This window comes from Citrobacter sp. MGH100 (assembly GCF_001034465.1).
GTDB classification, from domain to species: domain Bacteria; phylum Pseudomonadota; class Gammaproteobacteria; order Enterobacterales; family Enterobacteriaceae; genus Citrobacter; species Citrobacter youngae.
In genome coordinates this window covers 141,582-163,750 of sequence record NZ_KQ089803.1, presented here as the reverse complement: position 1 = coordinate 163,750, position 22,169 = coordinate 141,582, and the positions used below count along the sequence as shown (strand labels likewise).

The following is a 22,169-nucleotide window of genomic DNA, read 5'->3' as shown; positions in this document are numbered from 1 at the left end:
AGCGGTGGGCGTCATCCCGTTAATCGCCTCTACATTAGGGGAAGTAAGTTTCCATTATATTCCCCAGAAACCTATTAAAAATCAGAAATGCCCAGAAACGTAGTTTTCTGCCATATCATATAGAGATTGGCAAACTGCTTGATTAAAATAAAATGGCTTGATAAAAGTACCCGTACAGATAGATATTAATAGCTCAATCACCAGATTGCCATTGTATTCTCCAGAAACATGCAAAAAATGAGAACACCCAGAAAGATACTTAACTGGAGAATCAATCTTTCCTGTTTTGGAACTGAAAACTAAAAATCGAACCTGAAAAGGAGTTTTCTCTTTCTCCAGAAACATAGAGTTCTGGCGTAATAATAGAGATTCTCTTTTTTGGGGTTAAGTCCTAATCAAAAAACATCGAGGTGGTTTTATGCAACTCGTCGGGTACATCAATGATCTGGAAAAGGCTCGTGATGCGGTTGATTCAGCCGCAGAACTTCTGTTTAACGAGGCCAATAGTCTTCGGGAGGAATACTGGGACAAAGCTATTGCTGATGACGAGAAGGCACGGTACAGCTTTAACGTAACCAGGCAAGGAACAACTATCAGGATCCGCTGGGCCAGATTGACACCTTTGCGCAAAGCTGGTGGAGGCATTGATCGTGTCGTTCCCAAATACCTACCTCTCAACAAAGGCGAATCATATCCACCAGCGAAATTTAAGGATGCAAGCCAGCGAGAACTTGCGCTTATCGAACTGTATGAAGGTCAGCTTATTTGGTTGCGTGATGAGTTACGAAAAAACCGTGCAATTCGGCAGGCACTTTCACTTCGAATAACTCACCTAAGAAAACAGCTTTAGAAATACAAACCGCTCTGGAGTAAACATAACGGATATACATGAATACCAGGCGATGACCTGGTATTTTTGTTAGTGAGCCTTCAGGCGATCTGTTAGTGAGCCTTCAGGCGATAGCGGACTTATCGCGGCGGAAATGAATCAGGATGATCGCAATATGATCGCGAGTGTTTTCGCCCGGGTATGATCGGGTGGGAATGCAGCGGACTATTTCGCGGGCGCGAATATGGAAGGTAAACAAAGCGGAAGCGATAGCGTCGGTTTTCTCTATTTTTACATCGGGAGGTTGAGCATGGTAATAATCAAACCGCACGATGTCGGAGGAAAGATGAATTTCCTCCGGGGGTTTTTATGGGCAACCGGAGGTTGCCCTGGTTTTAATCGCCGGGGAAAACCAAAAGTGAATAACCAACATGGTTTTCCTCCGGGGGTTTTTGTCGCGGCGAGTACCGCTTAGAAATTGTGATCGGCTATCGAAACGGACAATATGAAGTCGATACCCTCGTTCGGAATAACTTCCCTCCCGATACACGCGTAAACAAAACGAAACCATTAACAAATTATCGCTCAGATTATCAAAGTGGATCATCTCCGTCTCATACCAGCCAAATTCCCTTGTAAACCGATCTGTATTCGCAAAAGGATCCGTTATTGGGATAAAACCACGCCAGAATCGCCTCAGAACGATTCTGAGCTTATCCCCCTGGTATTTTCACGATCGGATTGATTAAAACGCGCCTGAGCGTTTTGAGCGCGTTTTGTAGATCGACATATCTGTAAATTTCCTGAGTATGGTTTGGCTATGCCCTGATTTTGTTCCGAACGGGGAAGCCGTTATGATTAGGTCTGAATGTAAAGCACTTGTAGAGGTGATGCGGTATGAGTCACGAGCGCATTGAGGTTTTTGGTGATGGAGGCAGCTGGATAGCCGAAAGGCTTAAGTCATTCAGGTTAACGATCTTGGGTCAAAGTGAGTCGTTGTCTATCGTCAGGAACCCGACTGACAATTCTGCCTGGGTGACTCACGATGATACCGGCCTTGTTTTATGTCCCCTCCATGTTGATGGTTCGTTGGCCCCGGATATCGCTGAAGCTACTGAGACGGTGGAGAAATACATCTCCCGAGTGAGCCCTGCGGGAATATCAGCACGGATAAAGCAAGCCCGTAACCACCTGGATAGAATTGCCGCACCGGTAGACTCACGTTCTGCGGCAGCACTGTTAAGACGTGGCGGAATCCCGATTCTCTCACTGCGAACCACGGAATATCTGAAGTGGTACGAGTTGTTAGCGAGACTGGCGAAAGGTCAGGCTCTGTCACCATCCATCTGGGTGGATAACTACCTTGCCGGTGATACACCAGAAAGTGCATGGGCTAATGGACGCGGACTCTATGAGTTAATCAACAATGGGAATATGACATCAGCCAATACGATTTTCCCGGTCTGGTATTCTGTAGCTCTCGCACTGGGAAGATTCACAACAGAAGAACTACCTGTGATGAACGCCTGGCCGAGCTATTGTGATGGAACCCGTGTGGAGAGTTTTATCCAGTTGTATCGTGATTAATTCTTATTCATATGTCATATGATTAACGCTAAAGAAGATCTGCGGTAAGTCTGGCCGTTACCCGGAACCCCGGGACAGACCGAAACTTGCTTTCGGGTTGTCTCGGGGTTGGCCGAGCGAAGCGCTGGCAAGCACCACACCTATTTTGAGGAGAAGCCAATGTTAATTTCGTATAAGAGCAAATTGAAATTAGGATCTATCGCACTATGTTCATTTGGTGTAGGTATGGGCGTTATGCTATCAAAAACCGTTCCACTATCTTTAAGCGCTGTAGTAGTACTCGCCTTTTTCTGGTTACTCTCAATCATTTGTTTAGGGGTTGCTGCTTTCTTTTGTTCCGATTGAAATTGTGTAGTTCATACAGTACCCCGAATAATCCCCGCCTTTGTCAGTAGATAACCGTGAGGCAGACCGAAACTTGTTTTCGGGCTGTCGAGGGGTTGGCCGAGCGAAGCGCTGGCAAGTACAGACCATATTGTTCCCCCTGCATTTCTCATCGCTAAATTCTTTCTTGAAATATCGTCAGATTCCCTGTTTGTCACCCACCAGCCTCATGTTGTTATTGACCTAACTGCCATTCAATGGGAAGCAACAATGTTTAATTTAATCGCGAAGGCTAAAGAAGCAGGTTATCAATTCTGGATCAGTGCCTCCAAGGTACTGACAGTTACTACCGGAACCGAGATGGGGCTGACGATTATTAAAACTGTAACTGATATTAACCCTTGCTTGCTGGTGGCGGAGTTAATGAACCTTGGGATCACGTTATCCCCAGATAATAATTATTTCTGCTGGTTGGATAGCGAAGGTGTCCTTTGGGCCGTTGACCGCCACCATCTCTATCGAGGAAATACAGGGGAGCATGGGGTAAACTGGGATGTCGTCTATCATCACGGCATGGTAATTAATACCCCTGAGCAGGCATCCATCCTTTTCAAAATTCCCCACATTGGGCGCTTTACTGCCACTGTAATGTATAGCGCTGGCTATACACCCGACTGGGCTCTTCCAGCCTTTGTTGATTTTTCTGGTGAACCGGATCATGAAACAATACTGTCGTGGTTATCCGAGGTAGGCATTCGTAATGCAGGAATGCATCTCGAAGATATTGAGTTTCTTTCTGTTGAAGAAAATCCCGACGCTTATATCTCTCTTTAATGAGGTCTCTGTATGTCAAACGTTAAACCTTATTCCTGGGTAGTTCGCTTCGATGTTGCTCCTCAGTGGGTAGCTGACGGCTTTATCATGACAGATACCACAGCTCTCGAAATGCTATCTGATGTTATCAACTATGCAAACGATCACGAACTTGCCGCATTGGTTATTTCAGCACCCGATGCAGAAAGAATTTCCGAGGAGCAAGGCTATTTGGCTTCTAACAATGCGGAGCTAATGCGTCAGGTGCTAATCGGCTCACCGCAGGCATATGCTAAAGCATCTGTGGCAAATACCCTGCTAAAGGCTATAACCGCACTTGAGCAAACGCAGGATAATAAGCAGGTCGTTAAAGAACTGCATTCCAGCCTCGCTTTACTGACGGGCAATAAGCCTATTTCGGACATTATCTGGTTTCCAACCCCAGAATAATTCTTTCATAAAGAGCTTAAATCTTTAGCTCATTTATTTATGGATTTTCTATTCGTCAGCCACCCAGCGTGTGTTTAACTGAAGTTAGTAAACAAAACGAAAAACATACGCGGGGTGATTTATGAATACTGCAATTCATCAAGTACGAAATAACGTTCGTCGCACTACATCTGCACGTCCTGTTTGTTATCCAGTTCGCCCGCAGACAGAGAAAGAACTTTTTTCTGTAGGCCGCAGCCTCTGGTATCGCTACACCACTTCATTTGGCCCGTGCCGTGAAGTTCACCATCATCATGTGCAGCAGCTTGCACACCTGGTGGGTAAATCTGTTGGCTATGTTGAACATGCCATTAATCATTACCTCACGCATTGAACGAGGCGGCTTAATATGTCTACTCAAATCTATTGTGCGGTGCTTCGCCATTTCATGATGATGGCTGCATCCTCCCAGCACTCATTGATTGTGCTGAAGCAATTATATAACGCAGAGATTTCATCGAAAGCTCACCTGGCCGGTCTCTCCGTGTCCGAAGCTGAAGCGCTCCTGGCTCTACCATCCACCAGCTGGCGCAAACGCGATGATGTAATTCATGAGCTGAACATTCGCCTTAAGCAACTCACTAGCGTAGCCACACCGCCAGCTCAACAAGTCGCAAACTGAAGGAGTCTATAACATGCTGCCATTTCTCATTTTGCTGTTCTGCTCATCGCCTGAGACGGCGCGAATGATCCTAATCTACGCTACCGATGAATCTGCGGCCCGCCTCCAGGCGCTTGAAGATTTCGCACGTCTGAATGATTCGGGTTTTGCTGCTTCCGCCCAAACCCCATATGAGTGGGAGAATCCTCACGGTGACCAGCTCTTTATTGAGTCGGTATACCCGGTTCCATCCGGCGATTTATCTGCTATCCGCCGTATGCTCGGGGATGACGATGCCCCATATACCGACAAGCACCTTATTGCCGGTTTACTGGAGGACAGCCGACGTATCCAGATGATTGAACCGAATGCCGGTACTCTTTCTCGTATTGCTCAGGCAGAGCAGTACCTTCAGTAGACTTGTGTTCCGACCGCCCACCAGCAGGTGGGCTTCGGGCTAATTTCCTGTACGAGGTATGTATGCAAGGTACACCACGCTGGTGGCAGAACGGTCGTCGGGTGCAGGCCGTTCTCGCAGAGAATCAGACCGCAGATGTAAGGCTCAATATCGGCCCAGAAAATGACTTCTGGTTTACTGATGATGGTAATAATCCTGTTGCTGTGCTTAGGGTTATCGGCCCGGTCTGTCCACTGGATCCGCTAAAATTCACCTCCAGTATCACTGATGTCCTTCCTGAAGATGTCCATAGCTATAAAAAAGCCCTTCAGGAACACCAGATGATAAACCGGCCTGTCTCGTTCTATCTTGCACTTGCCGATGCCTGGTTGCTTGTTAACGAACAGCAGCCGGTTTACCAGTTCCGCATCCGAAACCAGTACAACGGCATGACTACTGAATGGAATTCCGTTGCCCGGGACAAAGTCATTGAAGTGATTAAGATGCAGCCGGAAACCGCTGAATTCCGGGTTCTCGTCCCATCGGCTCCTGAGCCTGCTGCGAATGCCCGGCAGTTGATCTCAGAAATTGAAGGTCTGCGTGAAGCTATTGGGAAACTCTACCCGGCAAATACTGATGTACGTCGTATTGCCAGAAACAGCGGCTGGATGCATGTATACGACGACACCAATGCCAAAATGAACTTTGCAGACAATGCCAGAAATACCCCTTATCTCGATGCCTTTGTGACTCAACTGCATCTCTTCCTCACAGATGATCGAGAGTAGATGTAAAACCTCCCTGAATCTTTCTGCTCTAACCAGCGCTGTCATATAGCATTTTTTTGACGGCGCTGCCGGTTGCGCTTTTATCAAACATGGTAAATACATTGTTTCATGCTGTCTGGCTCCCGGGCGCGGAGTTATCGTTGATGGAACCAAGTTGAGATATTCGAAATGAAAAGACCAACGGCACATAAAAATGACCGTCTGCCGGTGCGAAGATCTAACCCTACAACGCCTCAAGCAAGAGAGCGCGTTATTGCCGGGCTGGTGGCCTCAGCTACATCTGACTTCGTCTACCTCGTTCAGTGGCTGAAATCAGGAAAGCAGAACGGTGACCCTCTACAGCTATCCAGATGGGATAGCCTGAGAAATGCAATAAGCCACCTTGAGACGCTTGATGCTGGTGTACAACCTGACTGGCGCAAAGTCCTCACCCTGGTGTCGCGGGAAATTCATACCAGCCATAATGTCCAGGCGGTTGTTACTCCTCCGTCTAAAATCGCCGGTGGTATACTCAGCAACCTTAACGACATCAGCCAGAAGATAGCGACCGGGCTTGCTTCCCCTGACATGCTCGGCAGGCTCGATTATATGCTTCAGTTGACCGCAGGCCTGGCAGGTGGTGATGATCTGACGCAAAGCATCCGTAAGGTTTCAGACAGTGCAGAAAAAGCCCTACGTGGTTATGACAAGCCGCAGGCAAAGGCCAAAACGCCTAAACCGGCCCCACCAGCTCCTGCATTCCGGGATGATCAGACGTTCAGGCAAGAGTGTGCGCCACTGATTGGGGTTGATGACCTCTTTGTTCTGGCTAATTGCCTTATTGCGATGTCCGCCCGCCTGGGCCGTTCTCCTGTCAGCCTAGCGAAACGCGCAGCGGGTTTAAAAGGTGTGATTAAACCCGATATGCTGGCTGACCTGCTGGAGCTCTTACAGCAGGACGTGGATCTGACCGCCCTGGCCCCGCCACCCAGGGTTAAAGACGATAATAGCCGCAGTGATGGAGGTAAGCTCGTCGGTTTAACCGGGGTCGTCGAAGGTGGCGCGTCAATCGGTGCTGAAGCGCAGCGTATCATCACCGCAGAACTGAAGAAGCACTCGCCGCTCACTTCGGCGCAGCGCGTATCTTTCGATACCGCCCGTGCGGGTCTGGCGCTGGAGAGCGATACATTCCGGGTTATTGAAGAGATCAGACGTATTGCAGCATCACTCAACTGGAGACCGCTGGCTGTCGCGGCCCATGCCGCGCATAAATCGCCTGGTATCCGCCCGGAGATTGCCGGGGATGTGATCACGTTGCTGGCGCAGGATGAGGCCTTAACCACCAGCAAGCCTAGCCGTTAAGTACCTGCCGCGCTGACTACAGCTTACCTCGCGATATTGCACCAGCAGCTCAGAAATAATACCGGTATAAACGTCCGCGTTTTGCCGGTATTTTAATTCGCCCTATTTTTAGAATTAGCGATAATAGCGTTGCTTATTACGTATTTTTACACTCAGAAACCTTCGTCACATGAATAGGGTATGGTTCACTGAATAGACAAAGACGTTAAATCTGGTCAGCTACAGAAAGGAGGATTTATGTAAATGCTCTCGTTACGTTCAAACTCTTAAAAAACTGCCGCGCCTGCCTATATAAGCCAGGCTGTAGACCTGAAGTCTACAAATTTAGCGTTACTGACAATTCACAATCCAGTGAACCGGCCCACACTAAGGAGGTTATATGCGAACGCGTAACTTTAAATCTGAGTCTATGTAATCTGATCAGCTGGCGCTGCCGAGAATGGCGGACTCCGCTACCCCGGTGATAGACCGGGGTAGCAGGAAGAAAGAGTAACGATTTACCGGTTTTAAAACCAAATTTTCGTCAAATGGGATACAAGCGCCCAAGGCCGGTTCCCGTCTGACAGACCGAAGTTGTGATGTGTGCATCGCCCCCCTGGAAGTTGTTTTATTGAATTGCTGTGTGTAGTTTTGCGGGGATAATACCCCGCTTTTTTTTTGCTTATTCTTCTTCGTCACCCCACCTTCCTGTGCCATCATACGTATAGAAAATAACTTTTCACTTCTGACCCTTTTTCAGTTGAAGTCTTATGATTTGATATTCCGCTAATACACACACATTAAGGAATGAAAATGAGCAACGATATTCATAACAAAATTGCTGATGCTTTAGCTTCTGTTGGTTTAAAACTTTCCGATGGATATACCCGGGCCGCACTCTTACTGAAGATGAAAGGTTCAGTTAGTCTCAATTTTGCTGTTGATGGCAAACCTGTCACTGTCACTCTCCATATGACTGAATCGGGTGATGTTACTGCTACCACTGATTATGACGATTCAACCGCTACTGCCGCAGCAGCAGCCGCAGCCGCAGCCACTACAACGCCAACACAAGAGTCGGTGGAAAAACCAGCAGAAGAGTCGGTGGAAGAGCCAGAAAAAAGTAATACACGAAAAGGCCCAAGGCCTAAGTAATAACTGCGCTGGAACTACATGTTGGCATAATTATAAATATCAAAACTGGCGGGGTTAAATCCCATAAGCGCTAACTTAAGGGTTGAACCATCTGAAGAATGCGACGCCTCGGTGCCTCGTTAAGACGATGCCTCGCGTTCTTCAATTGCGTTTTGTAGGCTGTCAGGGATACTGTCCCACGAATGGCCACCTGTAAGCTCCAGATGACCATTTTTGTTATTCTCCACAACGAGTTAGTTCTTCTTTTCGGATCCGGCACTTCTGGGGGGGAAATCCAGCGATGGCTGGATTATGTCGTCAATTAAAAATGCGGCGAGTAGATTAGCAAATATCCACGCTTTCGCGAGTTCAGGTTCCTTTGCACGCAAAGCATCCAGGTGCAGCAAACTTTTGAGCCGCTTAAAAGCCAGTTCAATTTGCCATCGCAGACGGTAACAATCAGCCACTTGCTCTGCTGAATATTCATCTTCCGGTAATGATGTTAGCAATAGCACATGGCCCGCTGCTTCCAGCGTTTCCGCCTGAACTACTCGTCCTTTTCGACGATTCTCGCTGAGCAGTCGGGTTTTACTGATTAATGCTTTTTCGGGAGGAAGTGATACGGCAATGAGACGTGCCGGAAAGGGAGCTCCGGCTTTTTTATTACCTGAATTGCCTATCATTACAGTGGTTTCACCGTTCTTACCGCAATCCAGCCCGCGCAGAAAACCCATCATGTCAAAGCGCATTCCTTCTGCAGTTAACCAGCGCAATCCTCGCCAGTGAACCCGGACGATATAATCAGCTTCTCCAAAAGCAAGTGAGCGGATACATTCGGGACGCGAACCGAATCCCCGGTCAGCAATGCGTATCTCGTCTGCCGTTTGCGCAAATCGGTCCAGCCGTTCAGCGTCTCTGCTGTCGGTTAGCTCAAAATCAGTGAACTGACAGGTATGAGGATCATATCCCATATGTAGTCGCCATTCAGCGCTGCCGCCCCCGGGCGCACTGATTGCTGTTCCATCGACAAGACGCAATCTCTTTCCGCTTGTACAACCCGTAACTGCGGCGCGTACAGCAAGTGTTTGTGCGGCAAGTATGCCAAACCAGTCGGCGGCATTCCGCAGCCGCTTCAGGAGAGCCACGTCAGATAATGTTGCAACGTCATGGAGCTGAGCCCATGCAGTGACTTCACGTAATGACATCCCCCCGGGGCCGTAAGCCAGCCCCAGACGTAGCAGAGTTGCAGCATCACGAATTTCGCGGCGGCGGGTTAGAGCCCCGGCATTACGTGCCGAAGTATCCAGTTCTTCGGGCTTACCAATATGGGCCAGAATTGCTGACCAGTTATCGTGAGAGTAATTCATCGGCACGTTAAATCATATCAGGCGTAATACCACAACCCTTAAGTTAGCGCTTATGGGTTAAATCCCCGCTTTTTTATGCCCGATTTCCTTCGTCACCTGAATACCCCGTGAGACTATAAGTAAACAAAACGAACAACACGGGGCAACGCCATGACCACCAGCAAAGAGAAAAATGTATTCTACGTTCACTACTATGAATCCGACTCCAGTGGTGGCGAACTGCCACTGATGCGCATTGAAGCGGAGAACGAAGATGAAGCCAACCTGATCTGTCTTCGCAACCTCGCGGATGTTTATGACGTTGATCATGACGACATCAGTCTTGAAGACGGCTTCGAAGTGAACGGCAATAGCGTTTATCTGCAAGGTATCTACCCGGCGACCTCAGAGCAGGCACTGGTAGTTGATGCGGTATTTAATATGACTTCTGTAGAACCAGTCGCTGAGGCTGTGACCGGCACGGCGGAATCCGCCTGCGGTATCAGCCTGGTCTCTGATAAGGTCTGGCTGGAAAGCTGGTTCGACCTCGAAGACAAATTTGCTGATCAGATGGCCCACGTCGCTGAAGATGACAAGTCTGATACACGCTTCTTGCTCTACCGTGACCAGGTCATCGATGTGCGTGAATGCGAGACATCTTCTGTCCCAGGCTGGGATCTCCAGTTCGGCTTGAGCGGCGGTACGCAGATGCTATTCATTCGCCTTTCTGATGATGGCGATCACGTTGCACTGGGTCTCGAATAACTGCTGCCTGCGCCCGGGCTTGTTTGCCCGGGTTGCTCCCCTCCCCTGAATCAAACCGAGTATCATGACATCATTCTGAGGAGTACCAGACGATGAGCGAAGTAAAGCACTTCAGCATCACGAAAACCGTTGATTTTTACATCAATGAAGCATCCCCGGAAATTATTGCGGGCCGCAGGATCTATCTGGAAACCGTATTGATTCCTCGCCTTCGTACCGGCCTTGCCGTGCTCAATAAGATGGGCCTGACCGAGCGTGAAGATATGGAGCTGCGCGATGTGTACCAGCGTGGCGTGGAATTTTTTGACAAATTGTTCGATGGCCCTGTCCCGCAGGCCAATACCACCACCAGCCACTAATCCGCAAATTTTGTCCTTTTTTTACCCGGCTCTGACTTCGTCACCCGGGTAACCAGTGATTTAATAAGTAAACAAAACGAACATACCAATAATCACTGGGGATGCACCATGTTTAAAAGTCTGTCTGAATTGATGACCAGCGTTGGCAAGACTGATGCGCATAAAGTCTCGATAGTCCAGGTTAAAACCGGTGTCACCTCGTGGGGCCGCAAAAACCAGTCATCCCGGCCTACGGCTGAATACCAGATCTGGATGGATACTCCTGACAACGACAGTCGTATCGTCCTGAAGCTGAATTTCGTGCTGAGTTCCCGCCGTAACCAGCCTGAGAAGAATGCGCCCCTGAATATTGAAATCAGCCAGTACGCTAACTGGGATACGGTGAAACGCGCCTGGGCGGAATGCGCTCCTGAACGCTATATGCGGCTGGAGAATGAAACGACAGATGAGTTTATGTCCACCAGCGGGGTCTGGGAAGAAGCATCCGTCATCACCAATGACATGCAGCCGGATTACCGCTACTTCTATCCAGGCACGTCCTATTACGTGGCAAACGACAGCTACTGAAGCCAGAAAACACACCATATAACCGAGGATCTACCATGACCGACGCTATCCAGACTGCCCCTGAAAGCTTCAGCCTTTCTTCCCTGACCGACCTGTATCGCACAGTGCAGGCAACCGAGTCCCACGCTCTTTCAATGATGCGTGTCCAGAGGGGGATCACCTCCTGGGGGAGCCGTCGTATAACTGACCGCCGAACTGAGGGGTTCACCGTCTTTCTGGATGCGCCGGATAACGCCAGCCGTATTACTGTTAAAACGGAGTTCGTGCTGAATGCAGCAAAGACCGGCCCTGATACGTCTAATGATCTGGTGGTGGAAGCGCGTGAACATTCAGGCTGGGATGAGAGCCGGAATTGTTTCACTGTTACCCGCGAGATCGGCGAACTGCGGGTTAATGCTGGTGGTGAAAATCATGCTGCTACACTTCGTCAGCTGTGGAAGCTGCTTCACGCGCAGGCAAAAGCCTACCAGTCCAGAAATACTGCCGGTAACGCCACCTGGCTTATGTTCTGATAAGCCCCGGGCATGGTAATGTGCGTCACGACATTACGCCGTGGCGCACTACGTTCGTTTAGAAGGAAATGAAGATGAAAATAAGCCAGCTGGAAGTCGGGATGAGTGTCTGGTCGGTTAGCCGGGTAAATATGGGCAACACCACACTTAAAACAGTTGTCGTCCACCCGGTCGTGATTGTCGAAGTCCATGATAACCACGTCATAGCCACCTGGAATGGTAACGCCCCGCGTCGTTTCGGTGAGTCCGTCGTTAAGGGCTGGAAGAAAGAAAAGCCGTTGCTGATCCGTGAAGGTTTCGGGCAAATGCGCCTGGCTACCAGGGAAGAGAAAGCGCTGGCTGGTAAGTAACCCCCTTCGTGACCTGTATGACCCGTGGTGTAATGGCTCCGACAACCTGGCAGTTTTCGCAACGCAACACTCTGCCGCAAATCACCCTCCACGGGGCCAGACAGGGAATACACGATGACCGATGCCATTCTCTCTGAAGAGCTGTACTTCAAATACCTCAACACCTACGAACGCGAAAGCAGGTTTCGCATTGACTCTTTTCGCTTTGATGGCGAGCCTCAGTGGACAACCAAATTCGGTCAAGCTCGCATCCGCCCTTCTCAGGTACGTGTACTGCTCTGCCGCTGCGGGGCAAACAACTGGAAAGACGATGGCAGGTTCGCCAATGAGTACTGCTGCGACAGCTGCGGACAGTTCGTGGAGGTGCTACAGCATAACGACCGTTGATTCGCGTCCCGGGGCCGGAGCTGATGGCTCACTGATAAACCATTTCAGACCGACATATTCATTCTGATAATACCCGACGTATCGCCTTCGTCACCTGCCGGGCCCGTGTTGTACTGGTATCAGTACAACATAAAACGAGATCACGGGGCGCATCATGCAGACACTGACCGACGTATTCAGCGATAAGGCGAATAAAGCCTTTCATTCGATTTTCGCCGATTTCCTGCCCACCAGCGCGGATGGGGTAATCACCTTTACGGTTCGCGGCTATGGCGGAAAAACTGCCTGCATGACCGTCCCCTCTGGAACCCCGGTTTTCGTCTTTGGCACTGAAGAGCTCGCCGACTTCCATCGCTCCGCCGTGGCGGGTGAATTCTACATCGTTGATCACGGTGGTTTCCGCACCCTGAATCAACAGGTAGAACGTGGCCGCGTCCCAGTCATCTACGACATCCTCTGAAGGGATCCGATTATGGCAATCGACACAGTTTACCGCCTGCGGCTCGATTTCGACGTGTATAACGGCGATGTCATCGACACCAAAGAGCAGGAAGACAAAGACCAGATCTCCATTGCGAAAATCACCCAATTTATCTTCGATGCCTCCGTTCGGCTCAAGCTTGATGCCTGCGAAACCAGCGATGGCGGGCCAGCACATGGGCCTTACTGTGTTCTTGAGCACTGCAACCGAGCTGTACTGGAACAGGCCGAAACTGAAATTAAACGCTATGTGAGACGCTTTAAAGGCCATTCACTGGAAGACTGATGAACCCGGTACATCCACCAGCATGAGGATGTACCTGACTTCGATAGCCGCTGCCGGGCTGTGCCTCCTGAGCAGCAGAGGACAAGGTACGGATATGCCAGACAATAAACCCCGGATGACTGCCGCTGAAATGACTGAGCGAGCCTATCACTTCTTCCTGGACGCAAAGGGTCTGTCCCCTCGTGCCGGGCAGGTAGACATGATGGCGTTTTGCAGCGCAGTCGTTAACGCTACCCCCGCTGAGGAGCAGTATCGCGTCGGGGTTATTGAGGCCGGTACGGGGACAGGGAAAACACTCGGGTATTGTCTGCCGCTGATCCCCCTGGCGATGGAAAAGCATAAGACGCTGATCATCTCCACGGCAACCGTTGCGCTTCAGGAACAAATCATCTCCAAGGATCTGCCAGAAATACAGGCGAGAGCGGGCCTGAGCTTCTCCTATGCGATGGCGAAGGGCCGTAGCCGTTACTTCTGCCAGATGCGCTGTGACGTTCATATGGAAAGCGAGATGAATGCCTATGGCTACATCCGCGATGATGTGGAGGATATCAGCAAGGCCTTTGCTGGTGGTCACTGGACAGGAGAGCGTGATTCCTATCCTGATGAGATCAATGAGGCGGTATGGGGTCGGGTCAATGCTATTGGCAGTCAGTGCCCTAAAAAGCGTTGCCCACATTATCACCGTTGTCCGTTCTTCCTCGCCCGCGCCCTGCTGGAGTCGGTGGATGTGGTTATCGCCAACCATGACATCGTATTGTCTGACCTGTCACTGGGAGGCGGTATTATCCTTCCCCCGCAGGAAGAGTCCATTTATGTGTTCGACGAAGGTCACCACGTTCCGCAGAAAGCAATTAACCACTTTGCGACCTCCGCCTCTCTCGATGCCAGCAGGCATTTCATGAGCGAAATCTTCGACATGGTAATGACCATGCCAGAGTCCTACGGCGGGACTATGGAAAAGCACGTGCAGCAGCTGGTGGAGCTTGCGGGCCATGCCGGTGATGAGCTCGGTGAGCTGCGGGGGACACTTTTACGCTCCCTGAACTGGCGAAACGATCACGAAATGCCAAATGGCACGGAATCGGACATCTATCGCTTCCCGGAAGGTTTCGTTCCTGAAGATATTGCGGCCCTGTTTAAGCCTGGGTTAAAGACAGTAAACGAGATGCAGAATATCGTTGTGAAAATGACGGCGATTGTAGATGAGGCCGGGCGGGATATCAGCGAGGAAGAACTGGCCCTTCAAAAGATGGCTGTCGGCGAGCTGGCAAATCGCCTGGCGGGTATGCATCAGGCTCTGGCCTCATACTGCGGGAATAAAACCGTCTCTGGTATGCCTATGGCCCGGTGGATTAACGTCCGTCGTACTAAACGCAGCACCGAAGTGGTGATTAATTGCAGTCCGGTCTATGCGGGCGAACACCTGAAATCCGAGCTCTGGTCGAAGGCTTATGCCACCATTGTGACCTCGGCAACAATCCGCTCCCTTAGCAAGTTTGACGCATTCCTGGAGCAGGCCGGTCTTCCAGTCGATACACCTACCCTGCTGGCCCGCAGCCCGTTTGATTACCAGAACAACGGCGTGTTGTTCATCCCCCGTATGCGCTCGGTTCCGACCAATCATGAAGAACATACGGCGGAGATCATCGAACTCCTTCCCAAACTGGTGCTTCGGCTTCAGGGTTGCCTCGTGCTGTTCGCCTCCCGCAGGCAGATGGAAGAAGTCAGCAAGGCGATGCCTCAACACATTTCACCGCTTCTGCTGATACAGGGGGCACTTCCAAAACGGGAAATACTGCTGCGCCATAAGCTCAGAATCGACCGTGGTGAGCCGAGCATTATCTTTGGTATGGCTTCTTTCAGTGAAGGGGTGGATCTGCCTGGCGTGTACTGCAACAACGTCATCATTGCCAAGCTGCCTTTTAGCGTTCCGACCGACCCGGTGGGCCAGACCCTGACGGAGTGGCTGGAGAAAAACGGGCGTGATGCTTTCCGGGAAATCTCGATACCGGAGGCCTGCCTCAAACTGACCCAGTCCGTTGGTCGGCTTATCCGCACAGAGAGCGATACCGGCGCGGTGACTATCCTGGATAAACGCCTGAAGACAAAAGCCTACGGGAAATACATCCTCGCATCCCTGCCCCCTTTCAGGCGCGAAATTCGTTAATCAACAGTCGAGAGGTTGCTATGCATAAAATTGAATGCCCACGCTGTCTGGGTGGTAAGGGTGAGATCCGAGCGTTCCGGCACGTTCAAGGCGGTGTGTGTTTTCGCTGCAAGGGCCGGGGGTATGTCGAGGTGAAAACCATCCCGAAGCCTTCTATCCGGTTTGTTGCTATGCAGAAATGGGCAAATCCAGAGGACGTTAACTACAACAATGGGGATTTTATCAGGACGTTCTATTTCAAGGCCCGAAGTCAGGCTGAAGCAACAAAGAAGCTTCAGAAAAAACTCGGCGCGTCAGGTCGTGAGTTTTATGCCACTCCTGCGGATGATGTCCAGCAATAAATGGGGGCGTTTTGTAGTGGTTTATTCACTCTGAAATCTATCACTCTGGTTATGATTGGTTTCGAAACAAATGACAGGTGGTAACACATGAAAAACCAGGCTAAAACACAACATTCTGTTTTTAAGTTCATTCGAGCTGCGATTCCGGTAACAGTTCTATCGGCTATACAGTACGCTGTCATTTCTACATTGCTGGTGGTTGGAAAAATTGACCTTCAATGGTCGGAACTCGCTACATCACTTCCGTTATGTATTATTGCAATATTCTCAACAGCATTTGTATTTTACGACCCAAATGAATATGAGTACTTTCTTTCAGTGCTGGGAATGCTTACCGTTTGGGTTTTAGTGTTTATTGCATCAATACTCCTACTTGTAATCGCGCGAGGTTTTTCCTTCATCACAAGCAATTATGTAACATATGCTGAATTGGCTTCCTATTCCATACAGATAGGAATGATGATTGTATTTTACTTCAAGAGGGATAGTCTTAATCAACAGACCCTATAGATACAGTATTTCGCGATTAATATTATCATTGAACATTAACGCACAAAATTTACCCCCACGTCATACAAGGTTACCGATGCAATGAAAAATAAAATTATCGATGCAAAACTTGCATTTTTTAAAGTAGAGGGAACTCCAAGTACTGGTCACGTTGTGGTTATCGGGAAACCATCATCTGGGAAAAGTTTCTGCCTTACTGATGAAATAACGCGTTTGTTAAAAGCAGGTAAAAACCACGAAAATTAATTTGAATATTGCAAGCGGGGTTTGCTATGACATCAATTATTACCACTTTATATGAAAAACTTTCATTTCGTGTGCTCGCAGTTCCGCTGATTATTTTCAGCATTGAATTTTTGATATGGGCAGTGCTTATTCGAGAAAATGTTATATCCGGGGACTGGCCTTTGTATAGAACTTGTTTGTTCGCTTGTTTTTCCTCGCTGATTATAACTGGATTCACATTCCAGAATCCTGAAGGCAGTGATTTCCTAAAGGCAGCAGCAGGTCTCCTTGGATGTCTGGCCTTGGGGGGATTGATAATTATTATTTATTATATTGGCACTCTCGAATTTCCGATTATCACTGCCAAGATGGTTTGGATTTTCATGATGGCAAGCTTTACGTCTCAGCTTTTCACTTGCCTGATGAAATCGATGACTGATTAATTTGAAGTTCAGCAAAAACAATTGCAGAGCAAAGTTATTTATTCACTCATTTTGCGATCTAAGTATGCTTACGCTGAAGTAACCGAAAAGTACCTTTCTTGAAAAGTTTTTTCGGGATTTTAGGAGAAATGGATAATGGCATTCTCACTTACTTTCCATCAATACATTCTGGAGTAATAACATGTTTACTTTAGTTCTCGTGATTGGGCTTTATTCAAGTGGTCTTAATCCAAGTGGTGTCACCTCTCAGAAAATACCTGACTACAAAACCTATGATGAATGCCAGAGTGCCGCGCCTAAAGCAAAGCGTGGGGAAACTATCACCATCTTAAGTTATTGCATTCCCCAGCCTGCGGATAAGACAAAGGCGTAAAGGCTTCGCTATATGTGAATTATCGAAGGGGTGTCCATTTCATACCCGATTACTTCGTCAATTGTCGACCGGTGGGATAATAGGATTAAAACAGTTTTTAGCTTCACGATATTATGGAGAAACCGCCGTCATGCACCCATTCGATTCGGTCAGAGTAAAACTGAGTTTTGCCGGAAAGCCACCAGCGGCTTTACTGCAAAGCGCCCTATTTCTTGAAAATCAGCGTCCCGAATCCTCCAGTTGGAGCGACCCGGGCACGGCGGGTAATACACTGCTTCGCGACATCCTCCGGTCACAACCGGTTGAACTGAGCACTCTACAAGGCGTGGTTAATCTGACTACTGGCAACCTCGGTAAAGCCGAATGTAGTGAGTTGCTTGCACTGATGGGCCTTCGTAGCTTCGGTGAAGAAGCTGCTGAGTTAATGGTTCGCAATGCGTCAATGGTTTTTGCGAGTGGACAGGCTAATGCAAAGAACCTGATTCGCATGGAAGTCACTAAATCACACCTTACTTCTGATAAGCAGGTCATTGTCAGTACTGAAACCCTTGAGCGGCGTATGTACGTCATGAACAGCAACGGTATCTGCTTCGTCGTTGAGCCTGAGATCTGCCTTGATGCCGAGAAACTGCCGGGCGCGGATTTCTTTATCACTGAAGACGAAATGGATGCTGCGGGCGTGAGCCGCTGGGGTGAAAACGGCAGTCAGCACTGGCGATGCATGGTTACCTGGTTCAATGGCAGTAGCACCATCATGAACGAAATGGGACACATGTACGAGCTCGGTGATGAACCTGAAATTCGGCTCAATAGCTTCGGTGGATAAAGCCCACCAGCGAGGAAATACGATGAGACACGATAACGTCAAGCCCTGCCCTTTCTGCGGTTGTTCATCTATCCGGGTTCGGGAGATTTCGAATAATTTTCGCGCCTGCTGCAATTCCTGTGAGGCCACGGTGGCGTTTCAGGACTCCGAACAAGCCGCTGTGACGCGCTGGAATACCCGCGCTGAAGAGAAACAATCTGGCGGACTCCAGTCAGCATAAATTAAGCCCCGGGCTGCTCTGGGCCTGAATACCGATAAGAGGAAACACCGACATGAAATTTTACATCAGCGACGTTTTATGGAAATCCGGGCAGGCATTCATTTTCTCGTTTGTCACTGCTCCGGCAGTTGCGTTACTGCTCATTCTGTTCTGCACAGTTCTTACCAGTTCACCATCCAAGGTCTTCCTCGATCAGGCCCGTAGTCTGGTTGGAAATGCCACCAGCACCTCGGTCATGGTTTGCCCTGAAGAGAAAGCAGTGTTTGCCGCGTTCCGCTCCTCAGAATGCCAGCGACACGTGGTGAATGCCGATGATGCCATTAAACAATGGGACTCGCTGTTGCTCAAAGGCTACCTGATAGTGGCGGGTATCGCTCTTATCTGCTGGATGGTAAGCGAGGCAGTTAACTACCGCAGAAAGCCGTGGCGCTATGGGATCCGTCCCTCTGATATGACATTTAGCTATACAAAACTCGTGCCGAAAGAATCCGATGATGACGCGGATAAATAACCACTCATTTAGCACGGCAGACAGCCGGTCAATGCCAGCAGCACAGGGGGCAGTATGGGTAGACCTACAGGCAATATCGTCAGACTCACAAAATCAACAGGCCGCAGCAGCGACTTTTTCGGGCCATGTGAGTTGTGTGGAAAACATATGTCAGAAGCATTCCGTACCCGAAAAGCGCGTGAGTGGCAGCGTGAAAATGGCGAACTCTATTACGGCCATGATTCCGCCGTCATGTATGCACATGAAAAATGCATTCTGAATCTGGAAAGCAAATTTACCTCAAATTAACGACTGGTGAGATTTATGAAAATACCTCTGGGTAAGACGTTCCCAATTTTTTTTATCTTATTGGTGGTGGTGCTGGGGGGCGCTATCGCCGAGAAACTGCTATGGGAGGGACACCTCTATCCCGATTTTCTTATCAGTGATGCCTATGTGGCGAAAGATACTCAATTGCAGGCCAGTAACGACACAACACTGTTGAAGCAGTGCTACGCTCAGCACTTAACTGGATGTGAAAAGTATTATAGAAGCTTCAGCCAACTGGAGGTCAGGGGTAACGATCTCAAGTCGCTGTGTAAAGTCCTGACAAATAACACTGATCTGGACGTCTTTCAGAGTGATGCTCAATTGCTGGTTCGTTGCTCACGATGGAATGTTTTCCGTGTAATTCCATTTAAACCTACAGATAACGCAACTGATAAATTTAAGCCAATGGTCGATATGGTTGGGAGCTGGATGGCCTACAACCGGCTCTCAAAAGAGCTACTTCATGAAGATCCGGTCGATATCTTTTTTGTTGGACTGGATGAGGGAAAAAAGCAACTATCCCTGAAATATTGCTTTACCGGGGTTGATCAAATTCCTCCTCAAGTAGCTTTCCAGCGATGTGACACCGAGTCGGATACGACTAAAACCCAGAGTGACAAATCATGATGACATTTCTCGCTAATTTGCATCGCCATACTACGGCCTGCCGCAGCTTCGCATTCTTCACTCTGGTCTCCGGCCCGGCGATTGCTTTATTTATCACGTTCATCTGCATGAACTATTCAGGTTCACCTTCAGCGCATCTGGTTAGTGCAGCCAGGGCTGTCATTGATGGTGCTCCGGTCGGCAAACTAATGGTATGTACCGAAGAGCCACAATCCACGACTCCCCCGACACTTATCGAATCTCCCTGCGTTCGCGAGGCGGTCGATGAATCAATAGTAACCGCGAAGTGGGATTCAAACTTCCGAATGGTTTACGCAATGCTTGCTCTGCTTTCTTCTGTTATCTGGTGTCTAGTGAGCGCCACACGAGCGAACATATTCAAGGACGCTAAACCCCCTACTCGATAAGCCTGTCAATTCTCAAATAAAATGATGAAAAGTTGTGAAATTAAGGAGTGATGATGAACATAAATTACAGTATTAATAACAGTGTGCTCATGATGATGAGTGAGTTTATGATTACAGCTTTTGTAATCGTAATACTTTTTGTGATTGTATTAGTATATAACAAAGCGTTTAAGTCTGAATTAAGCATAAAAATATTTTGTTTTAGTCAGTTAACAGCCATTTTCATTTCCGTATTAGAAATAACAACAAAAAGAACAAATGCTGGAAGTATCAGTATTACATGGAGTGACGGCATCCATCAGTTTTATACTCACGTTTTTCTGGGGTTTGCTTTTTCTTTCTTACTTTTTTTGCTTGGTCTTTATGACTACAAAATGAAAGGCAACAAAGATGGTTTAAAGGATTGCAAAAAACATGTTTTACCGTGTTTCATAGGGAGTTGGTTCGTATTAATAATATTCTTTTTCTCCGCTTCGCCTTTGCGCTATGAGGAGAATTTGATTACGGATGCTCGCGTCGTAGCTTCGGATCCCAATCGAACCACAATTATCTATGCTGATGGGTTCTACTGGCTATTTGATATGGATAGAAATGAATTTGATAAGTCTATATCCAGAGAGATAGTCAGAGGCAACTACAAGATGTTATGTACTTCAGATACACCAGCTACCTGCTGGGCGGGCAGAAAATTCCCCAAAAACACATCACTGGATAAAGTTTTATGAAAGATTGTAACGCTGAGAAATATAGCTATTCATGTCTTTTCGCAGCGGTATTTAGACCAGGTGAAATGCCTGTCATTTCCGCGTTCCGGGCGCGGTATTGGGCTCTAATCATTCGATGGGCATTGCGTTTCGGTTACACCGTTTGCCTGATTGGCAGCACTGGAACCGGAAAAAGTTACCTCATCGAAAGAACGCTACCAGGACGGATCATTGATGCCCGACTGTTACTGGTAAAGAATGATTGGCATGGCCCTGTGCCATTCAGTTTGCGCGGTGCAAAGCCCGGCCCAGTTGGCATTGATGAGTCGTCCAGCTTTTCAGAGGAAACGCTGCGTCAGAACGCGGAGAACCTGAAAGAAAGAGGGGTAGTGTATACAGCACAAAGCATTGATAAAGCAGCTAAAGTTGCAGCCAACCTGCCAAACAGGCGTGTGTTGCTTATCATGATTGGAAAAACGTAGCCTCTGCGGTCTAGGCCATCTGACCTGCTGAACTGACGCAGTAGACTCTCTCGGAGGCAAACAAATTTGCTGGTGGGATAAAATGGGCGCATACTTAAAGCACGTGTAATCGACACGTGCTTTTTTATTGGAGGACACATGCAGGCTACAGCTGCTCGCCAGAAAAAAACCGTCAGTGTCACCCTTGAGCCAATGCTCGTACAGCAGGCAAAAGACGCTGGGATTAACTTGTCCGCCACGCTGGCAGAAGCGCTTCAGAGCAAACTGAAGGCCAGTGCAGCGGAAGAATGGAAACGACAGAATCGTGCTGGTATTCAGGAGTTGAACCGCATCACTGAAGAGCATGGGTTACTGTCTGACGAATACAGGACGTTCTGATAATGCAATATACCGTTTACCGCAATCCCGGCAACAGCCAGGCATACCCTTACCTGCTGGATATACAGAGCGACATCATTGGCGAGTTAAATACCCGCCTGGTGATCCCCCTTCATCGGCTTAAAAAAGGAGCCTCGGCCCCGGTTGCGCGATTAACTCCGGTCATACAGGTGGAAGGGAATGACGTTATCCTGATGACGCATGAAATGGCTTCAGTCCGCGTGAAGCAGCTCGGTCAGGCGGTCATGGACGCATCTCCGTTCCGGCACACTATCAAAAGTGCGGTGGACTTCCTGCTGGATGGTTTCTGAC

General features: G+C 48.7%; 34 protein-coding genes. 33 read left to right on the top strand and 1 reads right to left on the bottom strand.

Translation table 11 applies throughout. The annotated features are described in order from the left end of the window. Window positions 1–418: 418 nt before the first annotated feature. From mobI to SK32_RS21115, 10 genes are all read left to right on the top strand, one after another. Window positions 419–850 carry a conjugative transfer protein MobI(A/C) gene (gene mobI / locus SK32_RS21165; protein WP_016241569.1) on the top strand — a complete coding sequence of 144 codons (432 nt, stop codon included), beginning with the start codon at window positions 419–421 and terminating at the stop codon, window positions 848–850. Window positions 851–1,726: 876 nt separating this feature from the next. Continuing rightward, window positions 1,727–2,416 (top strand): hypothetical protein, encoded by a 690-nt coding sequence (locus SK32_RS21160; protein WP_009652897.1) that lies wholly within the window; start codon window positions 1,727–1,729, stop codon window positions 2,414–2,416. Between the two features lie 594 nt (window positions 2,417–3,010). Further along, on the top strand, window positions 3,011–3,574 hold the full coding sequence (locus tag SK32_RS21155; protein WP_007372259.1) for a hypothetical protein: 564 nt from the start codon (window positions 3,011–3,013) through the stop codon (window positions 3,572–3,574). A 12-nt stretch (window positions 3,575–3,586) separates the two neighbouring features. Then, window positions 3,587–4,003, top strand: coding sequence for a hypothetical protein (locus tag SK32_RS26315; RefSeq protein ID WP_016241566.1), 417 nt, complete (start codon window positions 3,587–3,589; stop codon window positions 4,001–4,003). A 121-nt stretch (window positions 4,004–4,124) separates the two neighbouring features. Then, window positions 4,125–4,376: a hypothetical protein gene (locus tag SK32_RS21145; RefSeq protein WP_007372261.1), complete on the top strand. Its 252-nt coding sequence runs from the start codon at window positions 4,125–4,127 to the stop codon at window positions 4,374–4,376. A 15-nt stretch (window positions 4,377–4,391) separates the two neighbouring features. Then, the gene (locus tag SK32_RS21140) at window positions 4,392–4,664 is read left to right on the top strand and encodes a hypothetical protein (RefSeq protein WP_016241565.1); all 273 of its coding nucleotides are present in this window, start codon (window positions 4,392–4,394) and stop codon (window positions 4,662–4,664) included. A 13-nt stretch (window positions 4,665–4,677) separates the two neighbouring features. Further along, on the top strand, window positions 4,678–5,061 hold the full coding sequence (locus SK32_RS21135; protein ID WP_007372262.1) for a hypothetical protein: 384 nt from the start codon (window positions 4,678–4,680) through the stop codon (window positions 5,059–5,061). A gap of 62 nt (window positions 5,062–5,123) precedes the next feature. Continuing rightward, the gene (locus SK32_RS21130; protein ID WP_007372263.1) at window positions 5,124–5,828 is read left to right on the top strand and encodes a hypothetical protein; all 705 of its coding nucleotides are present in this window, start codon (window positions 5,124–5,126) and stop codon (window positions 5,826–5,828) included. Window positions 5,829–5,996: 168 nt separating this feature from the next. Further along, window positions 5,997–7,169 (top strand): hypothetical protein, encoded by a 1,173-nt coding sequence (locus SK32_RS21125; protein WP_048213837.1) that lies wholly within the window; start codon window positions 5,997–5,999, stop codon window positions 7,167–7,169. Window positions 7,170–7,961: 792 nt separating this feature from the next. Next, window positions 7,962–8,303, top strand: a complete 342-nt coding sequence (locus tag SK32_RS21115; protein WP_048213836.1) for a hypothetical protein — start codon at window positions 7,962–7,964, stop codon at window positions 8,301–8,303. A 233-nt stretch (window positions 8,304–8,536) separates the two neighbouring features. On the opposite strand, the gene SK32_RS21110 is transcribed toward SK32_RS21115, so the two are convergent. Further along, window positions 8,537–9,649 carry an IS4-like element IS421 family transposase gene (locus tag SK32_RS21110; protein WP_001300563.1) on the bottom strand — a complete coding sequence of 371 codons (1,113 nt, stop codon included), beginning with the start codon at window positions 9,647–9,649 and terminating at the stop codon, window positions 8,537–8,539. Window positions 9,650–9,799: 150 nt separating this feature from the next. On the opposite strand from SK32_RS21110, the gene SK32_RS21105 reads away from it, so the two are divergent. The 23 genes from SK32_RS21105 to SK32_RS21010 all read left to right on the top strand — a co-directional run bounded on the left by SK32_RS21105 (window position 9,800) and on the right by SK32_RS21010 (window position 22,168). After that, the gene (locus SK32_RS21105; protein WP_007372267.1) at window positions 9,800–10,393 is read left to right on the top strand and encodes a hypothetical protein; all 594 of its coding nucleotides are present in this window, start codon (window positions 9,800–9,802) and stop codon (window positions 10,391–10,393) included. A gap of 92 nt (window positions 10,394–10,485) precedes the next feature. After that, a complete protein-coding gene (locus SK32_RS21100; RefSeq protein ID WP_007372268.1) occupies window positions 10,486–10,752 on the top strand; it encodes a hypothetical protein in 267 nt (88 codons plus the stop codon). 108 nt (window positions 10,753–10,860) lie between these two features. Beyond that, on the top strand, window positions 10,861–11,319 hold the full coding sequence (locus tag SK32_RS21095) for a hypothetical protein (protein ID WP_007372269.1): 459 nt from the start codon (window positions 10,861–10,863) through the stop codon (window positions 11,317–11,319). 35 nt (window positions 11,320–11,354) lie between these two features. Beyond that, window positions 11,355–11,831, top strand: coding sequence for a hypothetical protein (locus SK32_RS21090; protein WP_007372270.1), 477 nt, complete (start codon window positions 11,355–11,357; stop codon window positions 11,829–11,831). Window positions 11,832–11,905: 74 nt separating this feature from the next. Then, window positions 11,906–12,181 (top strand): hypothetical protein, encoded by a 276-nt coding sequence (locus SK32_RS21085; RefSeq protein ID WP_007372271.1) that lies wholly within the window; start codon window positions 11,906–11,908, stop codon window positions 12,179–12,181. A 114-nt stretch (window positions 12,182–12,295) separates the two neighbouring features. Beyond that, a complete protein-coding gene (locus SK32_RS21080) occupies window positions 12,296–12,568 on the top strand; it encodes a hypothetical protein (protein ID WP_007372272.1) in 273 nt (90 codons plus the stop codon). Between the two features lie 154 nt (window positions 12,569–12,722). Next, complete coding sequence (locus tag SK32_RS26125) at window positions 12,723–13,028, top strand: hypothetical protein (RefSeq protein ID WP_016241563.1); 306 nt, start codon at window positions 12,723–12,725, stop codon at window positions 13,026–13,028. 12 nt (window positions 13,029–13,040) lie between these two features. Further along, the gene (locus tag SK32_RS21070) at window positions 13,041–13,334 is read left to right on the top strand and encodes a hypothetical protein (protein ID WP_007372274.1); all 294 of its coding nucleotides are present in this window, start codon (window positions 13,041–13,043) and stop codon (window positions 13,332–13,334) included. A gap of 94 nt (window positions 13,335–13,428) precedes the next feature. Then, window positions 13,429–15,501 carry an ATP-dependent DNA helicase DinG gene (gene dinG, locus SK32_RS21065; protein WP_075551453.1) on the top strand — a complete coding sequence of 691 codons (2,073 nt, stop codon included), beginning with the start codon at window positions 13,429–13,431 and terminating at the stop codon, window positions 15,499–15,501. A 20-nt stretch (window positions 15,502–15,521) separates the two neighbouring features. Continuing rightward, a complete protein-coding gene (locus tag SK32_RS21060; RefSeq protein ID WP_016241561.1) occupies window positions 15,522–15,842 on the top strand; it encodes a hypothetical protein in 321 nt (106 codons plus the stop codon). An 87-nt stretch (window positions 15,843–15,929) separates the two neighbouring features. After that, window positions 15,930–16,352: a hypothetical protein gene (locus tag SK32_RS21055; protein WP_024196082.1), complete on the top strand. Its 423-nt coding sequence runs from the start codon at window positions 15,930–15,932 to the stop codon at window positions 16,350–16,352. Between the two features lie 81 nt (window positions 16,353–16,433). Further along, entirely contained in the window at window positions 16,434–16,598 is a 165-nt protein-coding gene (locus SK32_RS26310; protein WP_007372277.1) for a hypothetical protein, read from the top strand. Between the two features lie 26 nt (window positions 16,599–16,624). Further along, window positions 16,625–17,020, top strand: coding sequence for a hypothetical protein (locus SK32_RS21050; RefSeq protein ID WP_024196081.1), 396 nt, complete (start codon window positions 16,625–16,627; stop codon window positions 17,018–17,020). Between the two features lie 181 nt (window positions 17,021–17,201). After that, the gene (locus tag SK32_RS21045; RefSeq protein WP_016241560.1) at window positions 17,202–17,393 is read left to right on the top strand and encodes a hypothetical protein; all 192 of its coding nucleotides are present in this window, start codon (window positions 17,202–17,204) and stop codon (window positions 17,391–17,393) included. A gap of 130 nt (window positions 17,394–17,523) precedes the next feature. Next, window positions 17,524–18,219: a hypothetical protein gene (locus tag SK32_RS21040; RefSeq protein ID WP_007372278.1), complete on the top strand. Its 696-nt coding sequence runs from the start codon at window positions 17,524–17,526 to the stop codon at window positions 18,217–18,219. Next, window positions 18,182–18,439, top strand: a complete 258-nt coding sequence (locus tag SK32_RS25355; RefSeq protein WP_306083951.1) for a Lar family restriction alleviation protein — start codon at window positions 18,182–18,184, stop codon at window positions 18,437–18,439. The genes SK32_RS21040 and SK32_RS25355 overlap by 38 nt, the downstream gene beginning before the upstream one ends. A gap of 52 nt (window positions 18,440–18,491) precedes the next feature. Continuing rightward, a complete protein-coding gene (locus tag SK32_RS21035; protein WP_008786599.1) occupies window positions 18,492–18,950 on the top strand; it encodes a hypothetical protein in 459 nt (152 codons plus the stop codon). Between the two features lie 147 nt (window positions 18,951–19,097). Next, the gene (locus tag SK32_RS26305; protein WP_007372281.1) at window positions 19,098–19,238 is read left to right on the top strand and encodes a hypothetical protein; all 141 of its coding nucleotides are present in this window, start codon (window positions 19,098–19,100) and stop codon (window positions 19,236–19,238) included. Window positions 19,239–19,253: 15 nt separating this feature from the next. Then, the gene (locus tag SK32_RS21030) at window positions 19,254–19,886 is read left to right on the top strand and encodes a hypothetical protein (RefSeq protein ID WP_007372282.1); all 633 of its coding nucleotides are present in this window, start codon (window positions 19,254–19,256) and stop codon (window positions 19,884–19,886) included. 457 nt (window positions 19,887–20,343) lie between these two features. After that, on the top strand, window positions 20,344–21,018 hold the full coding sequence (locus SK32_RS21025; protein ID WP_008786597.1) for a hypothetical protein: 675 nt from the start codon (window positions 20,344–20,346) through the stop codon (window positions 21,016–21,018). Then, on the top strand, window positions 21,015–21,479 hold the full coding sequence (locus tag SK32_RS26300) for a hypothetical protein (protein WP_008786596.1): 465 nt from the start codon (window positions 21,015–21,017) through the stop codon (window positions 21,477–21,479). Before SK32_RS21025 ends, SK32_RS26300 begins: the two co-directional genes overlap by 4 nt. Before the next feature lie 138 nt (window positions 21,480–21,617). Continuing rightward, complete coding sequence (locus SK32_RS21015) at window positions 21,618–21,857, top strand: type II toxin-antitoxin system CcdA family antitoxin (protein WP_007372285.1); 240 nt, start codon at window positions 21,618–21,620, stop codon at window positions 21,855–21,857. A gap of 2 nt (window positions 21,858–21,859) precedes the next feature. Continuing rightward, window positions 21,860–22,168, top strand: a complete 309-nt coding sequence (locus SK32_RS21010) for a CcdB family protein (RefSeq protein WP_007372286.1) — start codon at window positions 21,860–21,862, stop codon at window positions 22,166–22,168. Window position 22,169: the final 1 nt, after the last annotated feature.